The 15,945-nt window shown below is 34.3% G+C and carries 19 protein-coding genes; 3 read left to right on the top strand and 16 right to left on the bottom strand.

The features are described from left to right. Positions 1–627 precede the first annotated feature (627 nt). Both AAGD65_RS02855 and AAGD65_RS02850 read left to right on the top strand, forming a co-directional pair. Positions 628–2,067, top strand: coding sequence for a hypothetical protein (locus AAGD65_RS02855; protein WP_264376879.1), 1,440 nt, complete (start codon positions 628–630; stop codon positions 2,065–2,067). A gap of 155 nt (positions 2,068–2,222) precedes the next feature. Next, complete coding sequence (locus tag AAGD65_RS02850) at positions 2,223–4,178, top strand: ankyrin repeat domain-containing protein (protein WP_341811009.1); 1,956 nt, start codon at positions 2,223–2,225, stop codon at positions 4,176–4,178. Between the two features lie 175 nt (positions 4,179–4,353). On the opposite strand, the gene AAGD65_RS02845 is transcribed toward AAGD65_RS02850, so the two are convergent. From AAGD65_RS02845 to AAGD65_RS02800, 10 genes are all read right to left on the bottom strand, one after another. Then, positions 4,354–4,836 (bottom strand): IS630 family transposase, encoded by a 483-nt coding sequence (locus AAGD65_RS02845; RefSeq protein ID WP_252154099.1) that lies wholly within the window; start codon positions 4,834–4,836, stop codon positions 4,354–4,356. 28 nt (positions 4,837–4,864) lie between these two features. Next, the gene (locus AAGD65_RS02840; protein WP_264336399.1) at positions 4,865–5,212 is read right to left on the bottom strand and encodes a transposase; all 348 of its coding nucleotides are present in this window, start codon (positions 5,210–5,212) and stop codon (positions 4,865–4,867) included. Continuing rightward, entirely contained in the window at positions 5,202–5,372 is a 171-nt protein-coding gene (locus AAGD65_RS02835; RefSeq protein WP_341811008.1) for a hypothetical protein, read from the bottom strand. Before AAGD65_RS02835 ends, AAGD65_RS02840 begins: the two co-directional genes overlap by 11 nt. Before the next feature lie 134 nt (positions 5,373–5,506). Continuing rightward, entirely contained in the window at positions 5,507–6,994 is a 1,488-nt protein-coding gene (locus AAGD65_RS02830; RefSeq protein WP_341811007.1) for a recombinase family protein, read from the bottom strand. Continuing rightward, entirely contained in the window at positions 6,988–7,422 is a 435-nt protein-coding gene (locus tag AAGD65_RS02825; RefSeq protein ID WP_264339131.1) for a DUF2924 domain-containing protein, read from the bottom strand. Before AAGD65_RS02825 ends, AAGD65_RS02830 begins: the two co-directional genes overlap by 7 nt. 4 nt (positions 7,423–7,426) lie before the next feature. After that, positions 7,427–7,906 (bottom strand): ankyrin repeat domain-containing protein, encoded by a 480-nt coding sequence (locus AAGD65_RS02820; protein ID WP_341811006.1) that lies wholly within the window; start codon positions 7,904–7,906, stop codon positions 7,427–7,429. A 39-nt stretch (positions 7,907–7,945) separates the two neighbouring features. Next, positions 7,946–8,647 carry an ankyrin repeat domain-containing protein gene (locus AAGD65_RS02815; RefSeq protein ID WP_341811005.1) on the bottom strand — a complete coding sequence of 234 codons (702 nt, stop codon included), beginning with the start codon at positions 8,645–8,647 and terminating at the stop codon, positions 7,946–7,948. 167 nt (positions 8,648–8,814) lie between these two features. Then, the gene (locus AAGD65_RS02810) at positions 8,815–9,975 is read right to left on the bottom strand and encodes a phage tail protein (protein ID WP_341811004.1); all 1,161 of its coding nucleotides are present in this window, start codon (positions 9,973–9,975) and stop codon (positions 8,815–8,817) included. Beyond that, positions 9,975–10,775, bottom strand: a complete 801-nt coding sequence (locus AAGD65_RS02805) for a baseplate J/gp47 family protein (protein ID WP_341811003.1) — start codon at positions 10,773–10,775, stop codon at positions 9,975–9,977. Before AAGD65_RS02805 ends, AAGD65_RS02810 begins: the two co-directional genes overlap by 1 nt. A 2-nt stretch (positions 10,776–10,777) precedes the next feature. Beyond that, positions 10,778–11,113, bottom strand: coding sequence for a GPW/gp25 family protein (locus tag AAGD65_RS02800; RefSeq protein ID WP_264704625.1), 336 nt, complete (start codon positions 11,111–11,113; stop codon positions 10,778–10,780). Positions 11,114–11,400: 287 nt separating this feature from the next. Between AAGD65_RS02800 and AAGD65_RS02795 the strand changes: the two genes are divergently transcribed. Continuing rightward, on the top strand, positions 11,401–12,423 hold the full coding sequence (locus AAGD65_RS02795; RefSeq protein WP_070357039.1) for an IS110 family transposase: 1,023 nt from the start codon (positions 11,401–11,403) through the stop codon (positions 12,421–12,423). A 354-nt stretch (positions 12,424–12,777) separates the two neighbouring features. On the opposite strand, the gene AAGD65_RS02790 is transcribed toward AAGD65_RS02795, so the two are convergent. The 6 genes from AAGD65_RS02790 to AAGD65_RS02765 are packed head-to-tail and all read right to left on the bottom strand — an operon-like array spanning position 12,778 to position 15,919. Beyond that, positions 12,778–13,242, bottom strand: coding sequence for a phage baseplate assembly protein V (locus AAGD65_RS02790; RefSeq protein ID WP_264339125.1), 465 nt, complete (start codon positions 13,240–13,242; stop codon positions 12,778–12,780). Continuing rightward, positions 13,229–13,705, bottom strand: coding sequence for a hypothetical protein (locus AAGD65_RS02785; RefSeq protein ID WP_264339124.1), 477 nt, complete (start codon positions 13,703–13,705; stop codon positions 13,229–13,231). The genes AAGD65_RS02790 and AAGD65_RS02785 overlap by 14 nt, the downstream gene beginning before the upstream one ends. Then, positions 13,702–14,199 (bottom strand): phage tail protein, encoded by a 498-nt coding sequence (locus AAGD65_RS02780; RefSeq protein ID WP_264688674.1) that lies wholly within the window; start codon positions 14,197–14,199, stop codon positions 13,702–13,704. Before AAGD65_RS02780 ends, AAGD65_RS02785 begins: the two co-directional genes overlap by 4 nt. Further along, positions 14,189–14,509 carry a hypothetical protein gene (locus AAGD65_RS02775; protein WP_264336602.1) on the bottom strand — a complete coding sequence of 107 codons (321 nt, stop codon included), beginning with the start codon at positions 14,507–14,509 and terminating at the stop codon, positions 14,189–14,191. Before AAGD65_RS02775 ends, AAGD65_RS02780 begins: the two co-directional genes overlap by 11 nt. After that, positions 14,509–15,513, bottom strand: a complete 1,005-nt coding sequence (locus AAGD65_RS02770) for a major capsid protein (protein WP_264339573.1) — start codon at positions 15,511–15,513, stop codon at positions 14,509–14,511. Before AAGD65_RS02770 ends, AAGD65_RS02775 begins: the two co-directional genes overlap by 1 nt. Before the next feature lie 37 nt (positions 15,514–15,550). Beyond that, complete coding sequence (locus tag AAGD65_RS02765) at positions 15,551–15,919, bottom strand: head decoration protein (protein ID WP_264688670.1); 369 nt, start codon at positions 15,917–15,919, stop codon at positions 15,551–15,553. Positions 15,920–15,945: the final 26 nt, after the last annotated feature.

Genomic DNA, 15,945 nt, shown 5'->3' with positions numbered 1-15,945 from the left:
TAGATTGGTCTACCGCGCGATACATACGAACTTTTTTGTATTCTGACTTTGCTATACGCTAAAACTAGCCATATTAGCCCATTTTATCCATATATACATACGAACTGTTTTGCCTAAGCTTATGGAAATAATTTAAATCTTCTATTTTTATAACCTTATTTTTACGCAACTTGTTCTCAAAAATATACGATCTTTTTTGAAGGAGTAAACAATTGAATTGTTTATAACACTAGCTAGCATGGTATCTTCACTAAAATATTTTTTGAAAAAGTTAATTGACTTATAAATAATTCTCTACTAATACTGGCATGTGTTTGTTTATTCTGCTGAAGTTGCTCCATACAGGTTTGCTGTAAAAACTTCAGCAGTTTCCGTACTCCTTTAAAGCATAATCCATCACGCTCTTAATAATAGTGATATCAAATATAGGTCTTAACTATTTTAATCTATAGTAAAATTAGCTCAAATTTGCAGTCATAAGCAACTTTTAACCTATCTACATACTCCATTGTTACTCACCATAAAAACTTAACAAAAATATGAGTAGTAAAAAGATTGTGTTGAAATTAGCTTGACCAATATTATATATTGTACATAATATATTCTATATCTAGGCTAGGAGGTAGTATGGATACAGAGTCAGTAAAATATGTTGTAGAATCTATCAGTGAACAAAAGCTAGGAGAGGAATTAAATACTGAGCCATGGCATTCAAAAATTGAGCGTAATAGCAATGAGGAACCAACGCCTGAAGATGACATAACAGATTTAGATGATTATAGTTTGTTTGTTCAAGGAATAAGTAATCGTTCGGAATGTTATGACCTTGATCAGAGACATGAAACTAGGGAGGCTGTTGACACATGTGTAAAACATACATTGTCGTATCAGAGTGAAACTGATGATAGTGATTTATATTGGAAAAATTACTCTATTAGTCCAAGAGACTCTGCTTTAATTAAGTTAGATCTACTACTGACTGAAAGTGAGAGAAGTCTAATTGATGAATTTCGTAAAGAGTTAAAAGATGTAGTAACAAAAAATGATCAAGGTTATAGGGATAAGCATGAAAATTTTACAAACACTGCTTTAGAGCGTATAGAGTGCATAACAAATAAATATTTGCAAAAAGGGATAAGACTCAATTCAAAATATAACGATGATAAGTATACTATAACAAGTTTAATTTTTAAGGAAATAAGAAATATCCCTGATAGAATACGACAGCATAAGGGATTACCACCTTATGAGAGTTTATCAGACGATAGTGAGACTATAACAAGTTTAGTTTCTAAGGGAATAAGAGATATTCCTGCCTACGAGGGTGTATCAGATGATAAAAATATAGGTATTATACGCAATATCATGAGTAATTTACTATTAAAGGGTGGAAGAGTAAAATGCAGTTCCTTTTATGATGATAAGTTATTGTATGCAACTTATGGGTTCAGTTATGAGATTTTTGCAGAACGTGAAGAAATCGATAACAAGCTAAAAAGTGTAGCAGATGAAGGTATTATAAACAGTAGTGCCCAAGGCAAAGCTTTACACGTAGAAATGGATAATGGATATTTTTATGTAAAATATTCGCAAGATAGCACTGTTGAGGTTGCAAAAGTTATAAATAATCCAAAAGTGAAAGATTTAAGTTTTAGACATCATATATTTCATGTTGGAAAGAGTATAGTAAGAGTTGAAAATGTAGGAGGAAAAAGAAATTATACAGACGTTTTAGAAGGTGGCATTGAAATGTCTTTTACTACTGAAGTAGGAAAGATTAGTATTCATCTACGTTCTAGTGATAAAGACAACAATAAAATTGAAGTAAAGATAAGTGACGATGACAAGAAGAAACTTGATCAATTAAAAGATAAGGAAGAAATAGGAGAAAATTGCTTACTTGGTGGATATTCAGTACATGATGCGATTAAACGAGGATATTTTGAAAAACATGAAACACTACGTCAATCTTCTGAAAAAATTACCTTATCTAATGAAAAGAAAAAAAATAGTTGGTGTGAGATAGTAACAAATTCAAAACAGACAACAAGCCGTACTGTAGGGTAAATGCTAAACTGCTTGATTGTCTAAAGATCTTATATTACTCACCATAAAAACTTCACAAAAGCTTAACGACGTGAGTAGTAAAAAGATTATGGTTATTGACTTAATGTTACATATCGCATACAATGTATCATATATCTTAGCTTAGAGGGATAAGTATGGGTGAGTCTACTGGGATAGTAAAATCTATTATCAATCTACTAAAACCAAAATCCAAACCAGAGCCATCTGATTTTGAATATGAATCAATTATAGAACATCTATCATCTAAAGAGCATTTATTAAATGAGCTGATGAATGATATGTGGTACTCAGGAGACTTACCATCAGTCAGAAACTATAATGAACCATTATCTTTGATAGATAGCAAACTTGGATTAAGTGAACAGATTTGTGTTTGGTTTGCTCTAGATCATGACCTTACACCAAGTCAAAAAAATTTAAACAAAAAGTTACTTAGTGCTCTAAAATGTTTAACTTCTAACTGTGGTTCATTTGATAATACTGAGCCCCTTGAAGAATTTTTACATGATAATAGAAACAATAAAGATTTAAAAGTAATTCTTAACCTAAGAAGAGGAGAATCTCAATCAACAGTATTGCATGCGATTGCAGGAGCAAACATTGGTGGATTTCGTCGCACAGGAAATCAGGCTATAGATTTACTCTTAGAAGCAGGCGCAGATCCTAACATACAAGATAATAAAGGAAAAACACCATTATACCTTGCTGCTGCCAAAGGTCACCACGATAATGCAAACTCTCTTCTTTTGAAAGGAGCTAAACCTAATATAACAAGTAGAAAGGGTAAAACTCCACAACGAATAGCAACTAATAACCTCTGCTATGATATTGAAGAATTATTTTTAACTGGTAAACAGAAAAAGATGAATAAGGAATTGTATGACTTACTTGTACTCGATTCAGACTGCACTAAAAATTTAAAGGAGTTTTTAAGTAAGCATAAAAGAGATTCAGACCTAAAAGTAGTGCTAAATATTAGGCAAGGAATGGGTGAATCAAAAGTGTTTTCGTATGTTGATCGTTTTGCTTGGGATAATGAAGATCTTGCTCAAGAGTTAAGAAAAATATTTCTAGAAGCAGGAGCATTAGATTATGGTATAAATATTTATCGTCAGCAAAAGAAAGGACAGGTCAGTAAATTACTCGTTAATTTAACCTCAAATCAAAAGGAAAAGTTAAATGAGTTTTCTGATAAGGTGTTTCAGGCTCAAAACATGGCTGAACTTGAAGAGATTGTAAACGATGCTATAAAGTCTGGTGTACGATTAAACTATTCTCTTTCACAAGATTTCTTTTCAGGTAATGAGTACACTTTTACCGATTATGTGATGAAAAAAATCAGTGAGTTGGAAAAAAATCCTAAAGTTGCTAGTAATATAATATGTCAATTAGTATCAAAAGGGGCAGTGTTTGGTAATACAATTGATGCCAACACACTGACATCAGAATTTAAAGAGCATAAAACTAACCTAAAAAAAGCTTATAGAGATTATATTAGCAATTCTCATAAATTTATTGAAATCGCAAAAAGTGCAACCAATAGCGAGCTAAAAGATGCAAGAGTAGACAACTCCGTTTTTTATTTAGAATATTCTAAAGATAGTAAAATAGACATTATAAAGATAACAGATGGGGCAAGGGATTTAGGTCTAACAGATGGGGATGTAAAGTGTGGAAGAAATATAGTAAAGATCGGTAATAGTGAAGTAGAAATTAAAACTGAAGATGGCATAAGGAATTACACAGATCTTACAGAAGGTAGCAGTATAGCATTAACTTTTTATACTAGTTTAGGAGAATTAGAAGTTAGATTATATCCTGATGAGAACAATAAAAAGTTGATAAGAGTAGAAGTGAGCGATGAAGATCTATTTGAAGAAATAGCAAGTCATGAAGAAATAGGGCAAAATTGCTTATTGGGAGGTTTACCGGTTATTGAAGCTATAGATCGAGGTGTTTTTGCTAGATCTGGTGGATTAATGCGTCCTGAAGTAATAAGCGAGTCTAACAAGAACAAAGATTCATGGGTAGGACGTGAAGAGCTAAGAAGGGCTTCTGATTCTAGGGGAAAAATTGCTAGTTTGCCATAAAAGTTGAAGATTATTATTTAAATACAAACTACTATAATTTATAGATTAAGGAAATTGTACCAATGTCTTCTAAGAATACTCTTTTATATTGTTTTTAAGCTGGCTACAAAATGAGGATATGGGACATACAATTGGCTGAGCTGCCTTTTACACTCCAGGTCTACTATAGTATTTTCTAAAATGAATGATAAATTTCCATTATGGTATTACCAACCAAAAGTTGTAAGTCTGTACATTTATACATTAGAGGTCTGAGGCGGCTTTTGATGGTATGCCAACAGTGTTCTATGGGATTCAAATCTGGTGAATATGTTGGAAGATACAGCACATGACAGCCAAAAGACTCTATTAATGATTTTGTTTTAGTGGTCTTATGAAATGTAGCATTATCCATAACTATGGTTGTGCCAAGTGGCAATTTAGGTAATAACATCTTCTCCAACCATATATTGAATACCTCTTTGTCACACCCACCTTTGAAAGTCATTGGTGCAATAAATCTCATTCCAATCCACCCGGCTACTATACTGATTCTCTCTCGAGTTCTCCCTGGAATATCTGCATAAATTTTCTTTCCTCTTGGAGCACGTCCATATTCTCGGTATAACTTATTATCAACTCCTGCTTCATCTATATATAAGATGCTGGAATGGTCTATTTTTGAGATTTTATCAATAAATTGCTGCCTATCTTCTTGATTGCGCTCTTGATATAGTGTGACTTTTTTTTAAAGTAATTTTTAGCTGTTTTAGTCTATACCAAATTGAATTTATTCCAAATCCAAGATTTTGTTTCATCTCTGCCAGAGTATGATCTGGATTCTTTGTAACATATTCTTCGAGTATTTTTGGGTCTATTTTTCGAATAAAGCTACCGTTTTTAGATGGCTTTAGGCTTTCACCAGCAGCTTTCTTTTTTAACCAGCGGTACAGAGTTGCTATTCCTATCTCCATGAGCTCTGCTATCTCAACCTTTGTCTTCCCTTTTTCTATCATCAATACTGCCTTTTCCCTTAAATCCACACTATATGCCATTATAACTCAAATACTTCATTATACCTTTATCATTTACTTTAGGAAATACTATACTAAAATATGCAGCTAAAATTGGATCATTTTCTACCATTGTTGCACCTAATATGCTAAAATCTTCATCACTTGTATTGATATTTTTACATAATTGATTTTGTAACATTTATTTGCTCTTCTATATCGATTTCAACATCTTTTTGTGTGGCCCTTTGCAGTAGCTCCTTTTGCAATAACCTTTTTTAATTTTCTGGCACATACTTTTTTCGATGTTTTTTCATATTGTTGTTTTTATAAACGTTACGACGCTGAGCCGTAAAATTTCTCCCTTTGCTTACTCCACAGCATCGGTATTTCTCTCAAATCAACTAGCTTCAAACCCCTTGGCTGTCTCCCATTTACTATGTCTTCCTTAATCTTCGGAGCTAAATAATTTAACCTTAAAATTTGCTGTATACGTCTTGTACCTATATTAATTTTGGCACTCAGCTCCTTCACACTTTCGTATTTTCCCTCTTCTAGTTGCCGTTTCCACAGATGGGCTCTTACCACTGCTTTCAGTAGTGCATTGTTTGTTTTGCCTTCTGGCTCAGTTACTGTGCATTTCTTTCCTTTCTTTTTTATTGGTATAAATTCCACCTTATCCTCTAAACTCACCTCTATTCCATCTTCTTTTATCATTACTCCTTTTATTAACTTTTTCACTACTTCTTTCTGCTTTCCAAAATTTAAATTTTCCCATTTTTCTTCGGTCTTTTCTCTCCAATTTTCATATATCTGCTCCGCTTTTCTCATCACTTCTTTTTCTACTTCTCCTGCTACTATTGTTCGATTTACTGATTCACAATTCTTTCCCCTTAAGTGATTGTTGCATACATAATATCGGTACCTTTTATTTTCTTTTTTTGAGTATGTCAGTGTCATATTTACACTACAGCTCTTACACTTAATTATTCCCCTAAGCAGCGCTTCCTCATATTTTGCTTTTCTATATGGCTGATTACTTATCAATTCCTGCGCTTTTTGCCATTTTTCTTCCTCTATTATTGCTTCATGCTTTCCTTCATACTCTTTCTCATAATGCCTGATTTTTCCCATATATATTGGATTTGTTATTATTCTTCTCACCGTTGCTTTTTTAAAGATATCCGATTTTGTTCTGTAACCTTGACTATTTAATTCCCTTGCTAGTTCTGCCATTGACTTCAGCTCCAAATATCTTTCAAATATGTGCCCTACTATTTTCGCTTCTTTCTCATTTATTATTAATTCTTTATCTTTTACATCATACCCTAGCGGCAAAGTTCCACCCATCCATAATCCCTGCTCCTTTGATGTTGCTATTTTATTTTTTACTCTTTCTACAATCATTTCTCTTTCTAGTTGTGCTGCTCCTGACAATACCGTTTGTACAAATTTTCCCATTGGCGTATTATTATCAAATATTTGTGTTACTGCTACAAAATTTACTCGATGTCTTCTAAAAAATGACGTTACTTCGATGCTGTCTTTTGTTTCCCTTGATAGCCTATCTAGCGTATATACTACTACACAATCTACTTCTCCTTTTTTTACATCTTCAAACAATTCCTTTATCGCTGGTCTTTCTAAGTTTTTTCCTGAGAAACCTCCATCATCGTACCTTTTGGCCAATATTACCCAACCCTCTCTGCTCTTTATGTACTTCTCACATGCTACTCGCTGCGCATCAAGACTATTAAACTTTTGTTCTAGACCATCTTCATTTGACTTCCTAGTATATATCGCACATCTTACCTCTTTCAGCATTCTTTCTCCTTATCTCTCATTCCAAATAGAAGCGGCCCATTGTAGCTCATTCCCATTATTTTTCCGGCTACTGCTGACAATGATGTGAAAAATTCTTCTCGGTAGATTAAACCCTTATCTGTTACCATTACCGCATGCGTCTCTTCACCTCTCTCTAATATTAATTCTGTCCCCTCTACTGGTAATTTATCGCTACTTATTCTTTTTCCCTTCTCTAGCCGATCTGCCAGATACTCTAGTCTTTTTGTCCCCTTTCTTGACATTTCTCCATACGCTTTTTCCTGCATTCTATAAGCTAATCTCGGTATCAGATATTTCTTTGAGTATCTAGGCGCTTCTTCTCCATATACCTTCTTCCATATTTTTCTCAGCTCACCCAAAGGTTTTCTCTCTAAATTCATTACCTTCTTTTCTATTTCTTTCTCCATATTTTTAGTCTTTCATAAATAACTTTTCAATTCTGTCTATTTCTTTCTTCAATACTTCAGTTACTTCTTTACTGGTTTTCGCATAATCCATTGCTGTCATTCCGAACTTATCTTCTTGCTCTATTTCTGCTCCTGCTTCCACTAACTCTTTTACTATTTCCACTTTCTCCACCATACATGCAAGGTGTAGAGGTATGCATTTATTTCCATATTCCTCAGCATTTACTTCTGCTCCTGATTTTATCAATTCTCTCACGATTTCTAGACGTTTCTCCGTTACTGCTAGGTGCAGTGCTGTATATCCTTCCGCATCTGCTACATTCACATTCGCTCCTTTTTTAACTAATAACTTCACTGTTTTTGCGTCTACCGCGTAATGCAGAGCTATTCTGTCTCTTGCATAAATATTTTTATATGAGTTCTCTAATAATTCTTTTGCTGACTTATTAAATACCTCTTTTTCTTTTTTACCGAGTGTCACCATAATTTACCTCACCTTTTTCTTTGAATTTAAATCCCTTTTCTAAGCCCTCCTTCTCACCACCTCATCTATCATCTCATTTACTTGGCTCATTATTTTGCTTGCTAAATTTTCACATTCTTCCTTTATTAGTGATTTATCTTTCTTCCTTATTTCTCCTATCTCTATTATTTTTAGCTCCGGCATATAGCTCCCATTCAACATGTCTGCTATTTCTCCCACTAGCCTCTCTATTCCATAGCACGTCAGTTCTCTGCTTTTTGTTATTCCACCTTTTTCTCTCAGAAATTTGCTCGCCTTTTCACTTTCTTTACTATCACACAGAGAATACTTTTCACTTTCCCAAATGTAATACATTGGTGTTGCACCATATTTATTCAGTTGATTAACCTCAGCTCCTGCTTTTACTAGCTCTTTTATTATTTCAACTCCTGCTCCTCCTATTTTGCACGCAGAGTGTAGTGGCGTACATCCAGTGACATATTGAGTGGCATTTACTTCCGCTCCTTCTCTTAGCAGCACTTTTACATTTTCTAAGCTTTTCGCAAATACTGCACAGTGTAGTGGTGTATAACCCTTTTTATCTCTTGCATTTACCTCTGATCCTTTTTTTATTAATAATCTCACTGTTTTGTAATCAGAGATTTCTACTGCTTGATGCAAGATCGTCTCTCCTTCTTCATTTCTTTTATTAATGTTTTTACTTGATACTTCTTTAAAAAACTTACTCTTGCTAAACTTCATACTTACCTCACAAAATTAGCTTTTCTAGCGCCAGACAAATTTCTTATATTTACCTGCCGCTATTCAAGTCATGTCCTTTTTAGCATGAGAAAGCAAGTCCTTTTCTTTTTATTTCATACATTTTAACCTATTATTAATATAATATATGAGGATCTAAATATAAGTACTTAACTTATTAGAGATATTACTTGACTATTTTTCCAACTTCTGTGCAAATGTCGATGTTCATGCCACTTCAGTACTCCTGGGTAAAACACTAAAATGTAATTTTCTAATTCGTGTATTGAATCTTCTTTTCCTGAACTTCTATCATTTTTGCAACTAACGTGATATTCCGTTAAATTAGCTTTCGCAACCTTTTGATCAGTAAGATTCTTTGCTTCATATTCATAGCTGATATTAAATCTTTCCAAAATTGGTGTGTATTCCAAGTTCCATAGCTGATCAGAAAGTTTATCATTACCAAGGAAAAGTGTGCCTCCTATCTCTTCTTGATAACAAAGAGGAAAACAGCTATTTATTTCTCCTAATTTCCAGCTATCTGACAGTACAATCTGTGCTTTGGCAAACTTTATTGGTGGTAGTAAACTCTGCGAAATAGAATATAGTGCTTTGACATTATACCACAGGTGACTTCGTTCATATATTCCACTGTAGTTTTTGGTATGTGGCTCTGTTTCTTCAAGTATTGCAACATCTAGGCGATATAAATCATTGCTAAAACTTCTCTCATAATGATTTCGAAATGTACTAAAATTGAAAGTTGCATTTGCTATTTTTAGTTTAAATGAATTTTTCCGACCAAAAGACAACATTGGCCCTTCTTTTTCAACTTTCACCCCTGAATAGTCTGATAGAAGATCTCCGAAAAAACTTTCGTCTAATATGAATCTTTGAGCATTGTAATAGTCATTAAAAATTCTCATTAGTCGCGATCTTGCTGGTAATGACAGCTTTGCCAATTCTACAACTGCATCTACAAAAAAGTCATTTGGCACATCCTTTATTCCAATTTGCAGCTCAAAAAAATGTTTTCCAGGCGGTTCTTCAATAATTGTAATCTCATCTATATTTGCCCATTTTAGAGCTATTTTTAATGATGTTAGCGTTCCTCTAACTCTTTGAAATTTTACTCCTTCTGTTACAGCCTTTTTCTTATCCTTCACCCAGAATAAAATTTCTTCTAATCCATATTCTTCTATTATCCATGGTAATGTTTCTTCTTTCAGGTTGAACTTAAACCCTCTTATACAGCTCGAATCTACTTTATAATCTATTGCTTCAACTATTCTACGTTCTTGTTTTGTTGCATTTGGTGGTAGAAGCATTAGTTTTTACCTATAAATTCAATATTCAAAGTTTTCAATATAGGACATTCATTTCCTCTAATTACAACATCCTCTTTTGGCTCGATTAATTCTACGTTTTCTACTCCTTCCACAAACAAATTCGCTATTATCCAAGATTTTGTAACATTCCATCCCAATCTTTTGCTTGCTTCAAACTTCTTGATGAACTGCTTCTTGATTTCTTCCTCTGATATTACAGGACTTACGCTCACTCTGCTGTGAATATCTATTTCCGTAATATTGCAACCTATCACTGTTACTGTATCGGTTAAAACCCTTATATCATCTCTAGTAACCTGCTTTTTTACAATTTCAAGTAGGTCTTCTGGCACTGTGGATAACTCTGTGGATAAAATTGAGATCTCTACACTTCCTGGCACTTTTGACTCAACCAGCGCATCCTTTACTCTTTTATCTGCTGACAGTGCATGATATCTATAATATTCCTTACTTCCTCCTGTTGACCACCCCTTTATTTTTGCTTTGATTCTTTTTCTAAATCGTTCGTCCTCTTCTTCTTTCTGCCTCTCCACTCCATAAAACTCAGCTAAATTATCAAGATCTTCTCCCGTTGCAAATTTTAGTAAATTGCTCTTTACTGCTTCATTTATTCTTTGTCTTAGTAACAATTCCCTCCATGCTGCTACCTCCAGAATCTTTATCGCTGGATCACTTTCTACTAATGCTGAAAAGGTTTCATCTCTATTTACTAACTCTTCCTTCATCCGAGAAAAAATCTCTTCAAAGTTCAGTGGTTCGATAATATTTGGCTGCTGCATTTTTAAACAACTACTCCATTAATATTTATGAACTTACCTTCTGAAAGATAGACACCTTCTAAATTCAATGTTACCCTCCCTTCTTTTACTCCTTCAACTTTTACTTTTTCTAACTTAAATCTCTTCTCAAATTTCCCCAGTGCTTCTGCTGTTGCTGCATAGATTTCCAAAGTTAAATCTCTATTTATTGGCTTATCTACTAATTCAAATAATCGAGAACCATAATCTCTTCTCATTACTCTACTGTTAATAGGAGTGGTCAGTATATCAATTATCGACTGCTTTAAGTGCTCTATTCCTTCTAACGCTTTTCCTGTTTTAGCATCCATACCCTTCATTTCTATTTTGCAAAAACGCTTTCACTGCCTTTTATTACTTTAAACCCACATGAAACTATATCTCCTTGTATCTTGTCAAAAGCATCTGATGTTTTAAGCTTAAGCATTAGGTGGAGAAGGGAAGAACTTTGAATATCTCCTTAGATATAAAATCTGTGTGGTAGACAAGAGTTCCCTTCTCAAAAGTATAGGCTGAACGGTATCGTAGAAAGACCTAAATGGTTATAATTCTGTATCCACAAGGTTAGCCTTACTTTTCATTTTAATAGTAACGTATGGAGTTATATATGATCAACAACTTTTTGGGTATAGACATATCAAAAGATCGCTTTGATGTTTCTCTTTCATTCATAAGCAACAAAGGAAAACGTGAAACCAGGAAAAGGAGTTTCAAGAATAATGATCATGGGTTTCAAGGTTTACTGAGCTTTCTACAAAAGCATAATGTAGAACAAGTAAAAGCCTGCATGGAAGCTACTGGTTGTTATAGTGAAGCCTTAGCTGAATTTCTACACAATACTGGACATTTTGTGAGTGTTGTTAATCCAGCTTGTATAAGATTTTATGCAAAAAGTAAGCTTATACGACAAAAGAATGATCAGACTGATGCAGAGATAATTGCCGATTATTGCCAAAGACAGGAACCTATTCGTTGGGCACCACCTTCTCCTGAGTTAAAGAAATTAAAGCATCTTTATCGTTGCTCGGCTGCGTTAAAAGATGAATTGACATTAGTAAATAACCACTTAGAAAAAAAAGAGAGACTGCCTAAAGAAGTTGCAAATGCTTGGGAAGACCTTGCAATGAACATAAAACAAAAAATAGAAAGAATAAAAAACTCCTTACGTGAACTATTAAATAAACACAAAGAATTGTTGGAAAATTTTCAACTTCTATTGACCATTCCAGGAATAGGAGAAGAATCAGCAGTAGCTATTTTGGCTGAAGTTCCTAACATAAAAGCTTTCAAGGATGCCAGGCAATTGGCAGCATATGCTGGAGCTATACCACGAAATATAACGTCAGGTACGTCTGTACATGCCAAGCCCAGATTAAGTAAATCCGGTTCACGAACATTATGTAAGGCAATGTACTTTCCTGCCATAGTAGCTAAGAATCATAATCCTACTATTATGACTTTTTGCAAAAGGTTAAAAGAGAAAGGCAAGCATAACATGGCCATTGTGGGAGCTGCAATGCGTAAGTTACTCCATATTGTTTTTGGTGTTTTAAGGTCAAAGAAGGCTTTTGATCCAGATCATATCAAAAACTACAGAGCTAGGAGTTTGGCTGAAAGTTTAGTGCTTTAAAATCAAAAAACGCTCCAATTATGTAAAATAGTATCTTACACAAATTTTGTAACTGGTTAGTGAATATGTTGATAAGTAAATTAATTTTATACGTACAAAAAAGCGGAAATTTACTTATCAACATATTCACTAACTATAATCTGTGTACCGTTACACAAAATGTGAATTGGAAGTATTTTTTAATTTTATGATACAGCTTGAACAATTTTTGTAATTTTTTTGTTGACTTGCAAGACGGTATCTACGACACACAGATCTACTATTTACAAATACGTCTTCACTTCCACTCATACAAACATGAACCGGTATTCCTGTACAATTATCCCCTACACAAACGATTGCTTTACCCATATGCTAGTTTAGATCTATTCTCCTTCCCTTAAGTTTTATTCTTTCTTTTGTCATTTCTATACTCGATTCTCCAGCTTTCAGTGTTATTTTATCTACTACTTCAATCTCTAAATGATGTTTATCTTTATCGTATGACAACTTTGTTCCATCTTGAAACTTCACACTATTTATTTCTTTTTTATTCTCTGGAGCAGAGTACTTTTGTTGATATATTCCAGGAAGTACTACTCCTAAAGATAATTCTCCCAGCGGGGAAAGTATAACTACTTGCTCATCAATATCTGGCGGACACCAATCTCTATCTTTTCCTGCTTTACTTGTTATCCACGGTAAATAATCTGTTAAAAATTCTCCTATTTTCACTCTTACTTTTGCTTTCTCATAATTTATTTCTTTCACCAATCCAATACGGATAATATTCGCTACTTTTCTATTTAGCTCTGAAATTGCAAAACTATGATCCAACATGTACGTTACCTATCTCTATAATATGCGGCTTAATTCCAGTTTCTGACCACACTGATTTACCAATATGTATCTCATGAACCCAATCAACTACCCAAACAAGATACGCATCTAATTCTGGCCTAAATCCGTCAATTTCCGCAGAGATAAATTCTCCTGGTGAAACATTTTCCACATTCCAAGTATTTTTATTTACTACTCTCGCAACCTCAGCAGCTAGTGTTCTGACAATAATAGCTGCATTTTCTATTGTGCTATCAATCACAATTCGTGCTTCAAATCTTGCTTTCAGTGCTAATTCTTCTGTTCCTGGATCTTTTCCCGATTCTAAACTCACAAGCTCTACAAATAACGCTGGCGCTAATAATTCTTTCCTTATCGATGGATAAATTTCACAAGTTTGAATTGCTGGTATTTCTTTCTTCAGCGTAGTGCAGATTGCGTTATGCAAATCTTTAAAATTCATATATTTCTTGTAATATCACGTTCAAAGAACTTTTCAAACACTTCCTCAACCTCATAATTAACAAGATTCCCTATTATCCTTGAAGCCTCAGGTTCGAGTGACAATTTAACTTCCTTTATTGGCAATGCTGCTCTTCCTTCACGTTTAAAAGCTCCTTTATAACCTCTTGGCATTGTTGCAGTAAATGCTCCTATAAACTCATGATTTCCTGTTTTCGTACCTCTTTTTGTTTCTCTCATACTGCCAATAGATGAAGCCCTTACATCATACAAGTTTGCTCTTATTAAAACCTCTAACCTACCTGCTTTCGCTTTAAAGATTCGCAACCTTTTTCTCATTACCGTTAATTTTATCTTCTTTTCCTCACTGATTTCCTTAGCTGCTTGTCCCTTTAACCATATTGCTGTTTTATTCAGTGCTTTTGCTACTACTAATTTGATTTGAGCTTCTTTTCCTCTGATATCACTTATTACCTGGTTTACATTATGAAACACTTCCTTCTCCTACAGCTTGAATTTTCCATATTTTACTTGAAGAATCTTTCAATGGTGGTTCAAAAATCTTGTAGAACCTTTTTTCAATCTTGATATAATCACCTATGCTAAAGGAAGTAACGTCCTGATCACGTATTTCTATAGAAGCAATTTGCTGAGTTAATGCTCCATCTGTACCTAAAGAGTACGTAGTCTCAGGACGTTTCATTAGCACTTTTATTTTATGAATACCCTCCTTATTTTTATTACAATATGTGGCTTCCACTCCTAGATGCTCAAAACAATCCTCCAACAACCTCTCTATACTCATTAACTTGCAGTAATTTTGATTAATACCCCAGGTCTGTGACACATTGGCAGAGGGTTTGACTGCGTATGTAAATCAGTTCCTCTATCAAATCTCCTTGGTTCTTGTTTTCCATAGAGTGGCTGTCCAAGAGTATTTACTGTCTCATTAAAATCTGCTGGTGCAAAATATGTTGTAAATGTGCTCGCTGTTCCTAGTGGAAAACAGTGCCCTGTATCTTTCTCAATAAATCTTCTCACAGTTCCTTCAGGGTCAGTTGCTTGCCCTCTATACTCCTCAAATGTTATGCCACAGAACGTAAATCCTGATCTCATATCGTTTCTTAGCGCTGCTCCTTCTTGCCATCTTTCATATGCTTCTTTCACTTTACTATGCGAAGTTAATGCATCAAAAAATTCAGGGCTTACCAAGGCATGTACTCCTGTCATATATTCACCACTTAGATTATCTTCTATATGCCGGAGTACTTCCATACACTTACGCTTGACATCTGTTGTTGCTGTTCCAAGGGCAAAATTTACTACTTTTGGTGTTATTTCAAATTCGTTGTACAGATTTAATAATTCTGACCCGTCAGCATCAAGAATGATTCCCTTTAGCGCTCCCATTCGCAAATGCTCTAATGTTATTGCATGTTTATTTCTCATTAGCTGCAAATGGTCAGTTATTACATCTGCCAGCGCTTTAAGTTCACTCTCTGATCCAAATGCCCTTATTCCCTGTACTTCCTCTGGTAACACTACATCATCATGTGGAATATGTGGAATCGTAAACGTTCTTACCTTTCTTTTTCCTCTTTTTCCTACTGTTGCTGGTGCTCCTGGAACTTGCGTTGGTAGTAAACTTAAAACTCCGTTATGTTCTTCTATGGTAATATGTCTAAATCTTACTGACCTACTTGGAAATAAATTTAAATTTTCAACTCGTCCATAATTTATCGGCAATATATTCATCGCATTTGTTAGTGCCGTCATGCTAAATGCTGTATTTGTAAATGGATTTTGCATTCTTTCTTTTCCCCCTTTTGTATTTTTAATAGTTTTTTTAAGCTCCCTTGCGGATAATGACCCCTCGTCCTTCAAGTTGCTTTATTGCTGCAGCTTTCTGTTCTTCAGTGATATTTGCTGGCCACACAACTGCATGATCTGCTAGCATTGCTATACGTGTAATGATTACTGCTTTGGCATTTTCTGTCGCATTCACATCACTTACTATCGCACCTATTGCTGTTTGCGTCCCATCTGTGGCAGTTGGATTTATTATCTTAACCATGCTATCTTTATCGAGAGCCACTACTGTACCAAGCTTTAGGTTCTGCCCTTTTGCTACTGTTATCTGATCTCTTGAATATAGACTTGACACCTCATACTTTAATAGGTCACCAAGATTATTTGCTTCAGTTATACTTGTCATTTTTCCTCCTTTTTTCCCTTTAGTTT

Origin of the sequence: Wolbachia endosymbiont (group B) of Chesias legatella, from assembly GCF_964026945.1 — a bacterium.
Classification (GTDB): domain Bacteria; phylum Pseudomonadota; class Alphaproteobacteria; order Rickettsiales; family Anaplasmataceae; genus Wolbachia.
This window is presented reverse-complemented; position numbering and strand designations above follow the sequence as displayed.

Bases quoted from the DNA above. Each gene is read 5' to 3' on its own strand.
- AAGD65_RS02795 (WP_070357039.1), top strand. From the start codon at position 11,401: ATGATCAACAACTTTTTGGGTATAGACATATCAAAAGATCGCTTTGAT.
- AAGD65_RS02840 (WP_264336399.1), bottom strand. From the start codon at position 5,212: ATGGCATATAGTGTGGATTTAAGGGAAAAGGCAGTATTGATGATAGAA.
- AAGD65_RS02770 (WP_264339573.1), bottom strand. From the start codon at position 15,513: ATGCAAAATCCATTTACAAATACAGCATTTAGCATGACGGCACTAACA.
- AAGD65_RS02775 (WP_264336602.1), bottom strand. From the start codon at position 14,509: ATGAGTATAGAGAGGTTGTTGGAGGATTGTTTTGAGCATCTAGGAGTG.
- AAGD65_RS02825 (WP_264339131.1), bottom strand. From the start codon at position 7,422: ATGGAGAAAGAAATAGAAAAGAAGGTAATGAATTTAGAGAGAAAACCT.
- AAGD65_RS02765 (WP_264688670.1), bottom strand. From the start codon at position 15,919: ATGACAAGTATAACTGAAGCAAATAATCTTGGTGACCTATTAAAGTAT.
- AAGD65_RS02835 (WP_341811008.1), bottom strand. From the start codon at position 5,372: ATGTTACAAAATCAATTATGTAAAAATATCAATACAAGTGATGAAGAT.
- AAGD65_RS02815 (WP_341811005.1), bottom strand. From the start codon at position 8,647: ATGAAGTTTAGCAAGAGTAAGTTTTTTAAAGAAGTATCAAGTAAAAAC.
- AAGD65_RS02790 (WP_264339125.1), bottom strand. From the start codon at position 13,242: ATGTTGGATCATAGTTTTGCAATTTCAGAGCTAAATAGAAAAGTAGCG.
- AAGD65_RS02830 (WP_341811007.1), bottom strand. From the start codon at position 6,994: ATGCTGAAAGAGGTAAGATGTGCGATATATACTAGGAAGTCAAATGAA.
- AAGD65_RS02805 (WP_341811003.1), bottom strand. From the start codon at position 10,775: ATGCAGCAGCCAAATATTATCGAACCACTGAACTTTGAAGAGATTTTT.
- AAGD65_RS02810 (WP_341811004.1), bottom strand. From the start codon at position 9,975: ATGCTTCTACCACCAAATGCAACAAAACAAGAACGTAGAATAGTTGAA.
- AAGD65_RS02855 (WP_264376879.1), top strand. From the start codon at position 628: ATGGATACAGAGTCAGTAAAATATGTTGTAGAATCTATCAGTGAACAA.
- AAGD65_RS02850 (WP_341811009.1), top strand. From the start codon at position 2,223: ATGGGTGAGTCTACTGGGATAGTAAAATCTATTATCAATCTACTAAAA.
- AAGD65_RS02820 (WP_341811006.1), bottom strand. From the start codon at position 7,906: ATGGTGACACTCGGTAAAAAAGAAAAAGAGGTATTTAATAAGTCAGCA.
- AAGD65_RS02800 (WP_264704625.1), bottom strand. From the start codon at position 11,113: ATGAAGGGTATGGATGCTAAAACAGGAAAAGCGTTAGAAGGAATAGAG.
- AAGD65_RS02785 (WP_264339124.1), bottom strand. From the start codon at position 13,705: ATGAATTTTAAAGATTTGCATAACGCAATCTGCACTACGCTGAAGAAA.